Source organism: Bombilactobacillus bombi (assembly GCF_013607485.1).
Taxonomy (GTDB): Bacteria; Bacillota; Bacilli; order Lactobacillales; family Lactobacillaceae; genus Bombilactobacillus; species Bombilactobacillus bombi_A.
Map to the genome: position 1 here is coordinate 1 of NZ_SCHP01000071.1, position 4,386 is coordinate 4,386.

Annotated in this window: 3 protein-coding genes and 2 pseudogenes; 1 reads left to right on the top strand and 4 read right to left on the bottom strand. The window is 31.1% G+C overall.

Translation table 11 applies throughout. The features are described from left to right. Positions 1-135: 135 nt before the first annotated feature. Positions 136-971: pseudogene (locus EQ827_RS09330) on the top strand (IS982 family transposase). 833 nt (positions 972-1,804) lie between these two features. Here the strand turns inward: EQ827_RS09330 and EQ827_RS07860 are convergent. From EQ827_RS07860 to EQ827_RS07870, 4 genes and pseudogenes are all read right to left on the bottom strand, one after another. Beyond that, on the bottom strand, positions 1,805-1,984 hold the full coding sequence (locus tag EQ827_RS07860; RefSeq protein ID WP_181190443.1) for a hypothetical protein: 180 nt from the start codon (positions 1,982-1,984) through the stop codon (positions 1,805-1,807). Between the two features lie 1,008 nt (positions 1,985-2,992). Then, positions 2,993-3,604 (bottom strand): acyl carrier protein, encoded by a 612-nt coding sequence (locus EQ827_RS07865; RefSeq protein WP_181190444.1) that lies wholly within the window; start codon positions 3,602-3,604, stop codon positions 2,993-2,995. Positions 3,605-3,610: 6 nt separating this feature from the next. Further along, positions 3,611-3,679, bottom strand: a pseudogene (locus tag EQ827_RS09270) (hypothetical protein); the annotation flags it as partial. Beyond that, positions 3,664-4,386: condensation domain-containing protein (locus tag EQ827_RS07870; RefSeq protein WP_258231821.1), on the bottom strand; the 723-nt coding region annotated here is incomplete at its 5' end. The pseudogene EQ827_RS09270 and the gene EQ827_RS07870, both read right to left, overlap by 16 nt.

Consider the following 4,386-nt stretch of genomic DNA (forward strand, 5'->3'; position numbering starts at 1 on the left):
GTGCTAGTTAATAATTCTTGAATAAAAAAGCCTGAATAGGCTACACTTTAGTCATCTACTACTAAAGAAGTGAAACCTATGTCAGACCAACTTAAGTGTAAACAATATTTATTACCTTTGCAACCACGAATTTAATTGTGGCAACAAATCATTACACCACTTTATGATCAATTTGTGCCCGCTAAAATTCGGAATCGGCGTAACGTCCGTCAAGCTAAGCTCTCAGATATTGAACTCTTAGCGCTGCCCTGTTATCAGACAGAATTAGTTATCACCAATCAACGCCGCTACTATCGCTTTTTAACTAATCTACACTGCGTAGACTTGCCTGAAGGTTCGCGATTTAATCGGCTGAGTAACCGCGGCTGGCAGTTATTGCAGTTAATGCGCACCGGTTTGGTAAAACAAGTGTCTCAAAATACGCGCTATACGATTATTGATAGTCTGCCGCTGTCGGTTTGTCAGTCAGTACGTAATTAATCTCGCCCGCATCTTTCGCGGGCAAGCTGATCTTGGCTATAATGCCACGAAACTACGGCTTTAAAGGCAGCTTTGAGGTCACTAATCAAGGTCTAGTAGTTGCTTATACCATTACAAAAGCTTCGATCCATGACTCCAAAAATGGTAACCACTTTAATTAACCAAGCGAATTTTCCGCAAATCTTGGCGGACCTAGGCTATTTGAGTCAGCCATTAAAACAACAACTAGCGCGGCAGGGAATTAACTTGTGGACGCCGAAACGTAAAAATATGCGCCAAGACTCTAAAGTTAATAATAAATATTAAAACGGATGCGCCATCAAGTTGAAACAGTTTTTTTCAGCTAGATCAATCTTTTTGATATTGAACGTACTCGTGCGCGTTCACTAGCGGGATTTCCAATTCGGTCAGAGCAATGTTTGTTTATGGATACCATCAAAAAAATTAACCAGCACCACGCGTATTATTTAAAACATTTTATATTATATTAAATCTTAATCAATATATGTTTATTCAATATAATATTAATAGTGGTTTCTCTTTAGTCGCTAATACTTGGGAGCGTCAATAATTTTGTGTAAAGGGGAGTCTTGTACCCTGATTTTTATTTAAACATAGATTCTCTATCAGTGAAAACTTTGGTGGTCACATACCTATAGTGACTTTTTAATCCAAAATAACGGATTTATTCACTAGAAAACTGTTTCCTCCGTTTAGTTTGCCACTCGAGACTTTTATTAAAGGGTCAATTAGATTAATGCTATAAATACTATTCCGAAGTGTACTAGAAAATTGAAGTAAATTAATAAATGATCATTATTTTCTAACTGATCTGTTAGCTTAGGATAGCTGTTTTATCAAGCTTGAACAAAGTCTTGCATAGTTGCAAACACTTTCTGAATATCAGCTTTTAAGATTTGATTCGAATCAGCACTTAACCGTTTATAATGCCAGTATTGGAAGGTACTCAAGGCAATGGGCAAGGCTCTAATAGGATAAACTAATCGATATTTTTTCTAGATTTTTTCTAGGTTCAATGATAACTTGACTGAGTTGTTTTGGGATGACCTTTTCAAGGCTTCATTTCATGTCTTCAAGGATAAGTTTCTCTTACTTGAGGAACTTAATTTCTTTTGTGATGCTGTTTGCTTTGTTCATGGGGCTTCTTACCTTTTTAAGTTCTAATAAGGCTTGAGTACCTTTTAGATTATACAATCTTTCCCGCCGAATAAATACTTCTGGGGATTTGAAACAGAAATAGGCACAGGTTTCCGTAATCGAAGCCAAATTATGTTGCTTCCACTTTACAAGATTGACACTAAATTTACCAGTAACCTGCTGAGAATTTCGCATTCCTAATATCCCGTTTTTTTGTTATTGCTCTCAGAATATGAAATAGATAAACACTAATACCATATTTAACTTTAACCACATGTTGACCTTTATTACCAGACTGATCTTCTTTTAGTGCCGTAATCTTGGTTGCCAAAGAAATTATAGTCATGAAAATACCCCATTAGTTTATTTCAACTTTTGGGGTACACGTCAGTAACTAGGGGAATAGTGCTTCTTTGAATTTACCATAGATTAATTGATCTAAACAAAAATGCATTGATATTTTTCACATCAACACTTCTTGATATAGAACCCAAGTTATCATATTAATTTATAGATAATTGTTTAAGACGTCAAAAAATTGACAATTAAATTCCATTCTTTGTCAAAGTTACTAGTCAGTTGTCCAAGGCTTTAATATATTCTTATTTGGAGAGATAGGATAATAATAACCCTGATGACTCTTAATGTATTGGCGTATAGCTAAGATTCCATAAGCATAATCGGCAATTATATGGACTCCTTGAAGTTCAATTAAATTCAATAACATATGGCTAATCGGTATTCGCAAAAAAGCAATCAAATTATCTAGATGAACGACCAAAGTATAATATTTTCGTAGTCAAGTCAGCTATGCTTTGACAGTGGGCTCGTTTTTAGTTGTCGCGCCTATGGAATGAATCGTCGTTGAATACTGTCTTATATTTTATAAATCTATCTCTTGTGGTTTGAGACTAACGTTATCTAGATACAATAAGCTGGGGGTGAAGGGGGCCGACTCACCATATGAGTCATAAAATAATTATATTCAATCACATTGTGACCGTCTAGTTTTAGATTATAATAGTTGCTATAATTTACGATCTCATAAAGATTTTCAATAACTAGGGGATATTTTATAATCTATATTTATTTGAATATTTGAATAAGAAATTAGGATGAGAGACTTTCTAAGTGTGCATTTAGTAATAGCGACTAAAGTGTGGACTAGTCAAATTTTTGTTAAGAATTATTAACTAACTCAAATCATATAATTAGTTTAAAATTATATGTTTTATCTCGTTTGTAACTTCTTGTTTATTGTGTAATATAAAAAAATGATCTCCATTGATTGGCTTAAAGTGACATGAATTTGGATTGTAAAAATAATTTTTCCAATCTAAAACTTTTGCTATATCTATTGTTGAATCATTTGTTCCATAAAATATTGTGGCGTTGCTAAATATTTAATTTTAAGTTTTGTTGGCTGTAATTGAAGTATCTTCTTATGTTTGTTATTTTCAATTTCTGAACGAATTTTTACAATTATTTCTTTAATCGATTTACAACTTAATATCATTGAAGCAGATATATTAATTTTAAAAGATTTATTTAATTGATTTGCAATCTCAAAAGCTGTAAGAGAGTCACCGCCCATTTCATAAATGCTTTGGGAAAGATTAACATGATACCCAAAAATTGTCTTCAAAATTTTCTGTACCTTTAAATCTAATGATTCATTAGATTTTGGTGTTTTTTTATAAGTTAAATAATCAGTTATACAGCACCTTTGACCCTGTAAATCATTAGATAAGCTCGATACATTTTTTTTATTATGGTAACTCCCTTCTAAAACAAGATGTGTGTTAGTACCTGAAAAGCCAAAAGCGCTAACTCCTATATAATTGTTCTTGTCTGATATCTTTTGATTTTTATCATTAATATATACTTTTGAATTTTCAAAGTTAATATTATTATTTGGATATTCAAAATTGATATTATGCGGTATTACACCATAGTATAAAGACATTGCTGACTTTATAATACTAATTAATCCTGATGCTTCAAATAAATGTCCAACGTTATTTTTTAAGGAATCGCTAATATACCATTATTATCCGAAAAAAGCTTACTTTTATAAATACACAAAAGAGTAATCAAAAAAATATTTTCATTTAATTTATTATCTTCTACAAACTTTATCCATTTCTCTATATATTTATCTTTTAAGATTAACTTTAATCTTCCTGATTCTATTTTCTCAGGTAACAGTTGAAAATTTTGAGTAAAATCTTTATACCGATTTCTCCAATATCTTTTATCATCATCAAACTGAGTACTTTCTAAATATTTATTTTGATACTTTATATATTCACTATAATCTGTCATTTCAGTATGGGATTTTCTCTCATATGTATCAAAAATATTTTTACTAACAAGTCCAATTGCATATGCATCCATAATAGAATGATGAAATAAAATAAATAATTCTCCATCTTTTATTGTTTTTAAAATACCAATCTTAACTAAAGGACCTGTATAAATATTTAGTCCATTATTTAATACATTATTCTTATATTTTTGGAATTTTTTATTATCTGAAAACACAGAGATATCTTTTTTAGAAAAACAATTACTACAATATTTCTGAATAAAAAGTCCATTTGCTTTCTTTTTAAATGTTGAGCCAAATATCGGAGATAAATTTATAACAGACAGAATCGACTTAATAAGTCGATCTAAATCAAACTCACTTGTAAATTTATAAACACCACCTATGCTTGATAATTGTGGCTTAGTATACATTTCTTC